3 protein-coding genes are annotated in these 2,161 nt (G+C 29.2%); 2 read left to right on the forward strand and 1 reads right to left on the reverse strand.

The features are described 5' to 3' along the window. On the forward strand, positions 1-765 hold a 765-nt coding region (locus WBN21_RS10510; protein WP_424200054.1), incomplete at its 5' end, for a hypothetical protein. Between the two features lie 56 nt (positions 766-821). On the opposite strand, the gene WBN21_RS10515 is transcribed toward WBN21_RS10510, so the two are convergent. Continuing rightward, a complete protein-coding gene (locus tag WBN21_RS10515; protein WP_424200056.1) occupies positions 822-1,472 on the reverse strand; it encodes a hypothetical protein in 651 nt (216 codons plus the stop codon). A gap of 60 nt (positions 1,473-1,532) precedes the next feature. Here WBN21_RS10515 and WBN21_RS10520 point away from each other — a divergent pair. After that, on the forward strand, positions 1,533-2,161 hold a 629-nt coding region (locus tag WBN21_RS10520), incomplete at its 3' end, for an exonuclease domain-containing protein (RefSeq protein WP_424200058.1).

The raw sequence follows: 2,161 nt of genomic DNA on the forward strand, positions 1-2,161 counted from the left end.
TTTTTATGTGTCACATTATTTTCTTCAAATGCATTTTCTCAATCTGACACATTATATTTTAATCTAGATGGCGTTAAAATAAACAAAGAGAGATTTAAGAATAAAATAGAGAAAGATTTCTACGAAGCAACCATGTATACAACGGATACATTGGTTGAAATGAAATTGAAGTTACTTTATTGTTTTGGAAAATTAACTGATGATAGCAAAACTCAATTATTTAAGTCGTTATCATCAAGACATGAAGTTGATACCACAAAAATTTTATCATCCTTTTATAAAGATACTTTGAAAAGTAAATCTGATTTTCCATTAAAGAATGTAATCTATCTTATTAGCAATGCTGGAGATACCTTGAAAAAGAGGAGTTTTAGTAATAGTCGCACCATGAATTATACTCATAGACAATGGAAGAAAGAGAGCGGGAAAATTAAAACTTTTATGAATTTTAAAGCGTATCATAGGTTAAATAATGAATATATTAGAGGACATCATAGCGATTATAAAAAAAGTGTTGAACTGTTAATGTTTTATGGCGAAAATAATGGAGATTCCGATAAGATTCAAGGCTTGAAATGGCATAAAGACAATGGAGATGTACTAAAGAAGTTATTTAATTATAAGGATGAAAAATTTAGATATGTTTTAATAAAACCAAATGGAGAGTTTTTTCTACAATATGGTTTTATAGCAACGCCTTTTTCTAATTTATTTAATGACACAGATTGGGAATTTCATAAAAATAAATTTTTAAAAGAAAGATAAAAATATAAAGCTTCAATGTGTTTATAGTTAAACACAAGGTTATTTTACTTTAAACTTTATTCAATATGTTTTTTCAGCACTTCTAAAAGCTGTTTTTTGTTGGTTATACCTTTGTAAATATCTGATTCTATTTCAATTATAAAAATTTCTTCATCAAGATTTTCGATTGATTTACCAGATGCTTTTAATGTTTTAATTAATGTTGCTTTATCTTTTTCAAGATGCTTTTCATTAAAAGCTACTACGTTTTTGTTAAAAAGAGTTTTTGTTTCCTCGCAAAAATCACAATTTTCGGATGTGTAAATGGTAATATTTGCAGTTTTTAAAGCGTCGTCAAAATTTATTTGAAGGTCTTCATCGTCTTTTCTAAATTGAAGATTTACACTCATTTCATTTACAATAAATTGGTGTTCATATTCGCCAGCCGATTCGGCCAGTTTAATAAGTGTTAGTAGGTGAGTTTCGCTATTTGGTTCAATAGGTTTTAGAACAGGGCGGTTACTGCTTCGTCTGTAATCTTCGGTCGTAACTCTTAAAAATACAACGTAACTTATAGTGTCTATGTTTTTAGCATATAGCTCTAAACGTTTTCCATTTTGTTTTTCAATAAGCGTTACTTTATCACCACTTAAATTTTGCGCAAAGCTATTTATTGAAAAGAAAAATAGCAGAAAAACTAAAAATTTGAGTTTTGAGTTTGATTTCATGAGTGTTGCAAATTTAAACAAATTTTAAAAGTATATTTGCAATAAACATACCATAAACGAATGCAATTAAACTTAACAAAACCAATCTGTTTTTTCGATTTAGAAACAACAGGAATCAATATATCTAAAGATCGAATAGTTGAAATTTCAATACTTAAAGTGTTTCCTAATGGTACTGAAGAAAGTAAAACCTGGTTGGTAAATCCTGAAATGAAAATTCCAGCTGAGGTTATTGCCATTCATGGAATAACTAACGAGAAGGTGGCAAACGAACCAACGTTTAAGGAATTGGCTAAAGATGTTTATAATATGATTAAGGATTCTGATTTAGGAGGGTTTAATTCTAACCGTTTTGATATTCCTTTATTAGCTGAAGAAATGCTTCGTGCAGATGTTGATTTTGATATGAAGAACACGTTGGCTGTTGATGTGCAAACCATTTTTCATAAAATGGAGCAACGTACTTTAAGTGCAGCGTACAAGTTTTATTGTGATGAAAGTTTGGATAATGCACATAGCGCTGAGGCTGATACCAAAGCCACTTATGAGGTTTTAAAATCGCAATTAGATAAATACGAGGATTTAGAAAACGACACCAAGTTTTTAGCAGAGTTTAGTTCGCGCAAAAAGTTTGCAGATTTTGCAGGTTTTATTTCATATAATAAAGAAGGTATTGAGTGTTTTTCTTT

This window comes from Algibacter sp. (genome assembly GCF_049667265.1).
GTDB lineage: Bacteria > Bacteroidota > Bacteroidia > Flavobacteriales > Flavobacteriaceae > Algibacter_B.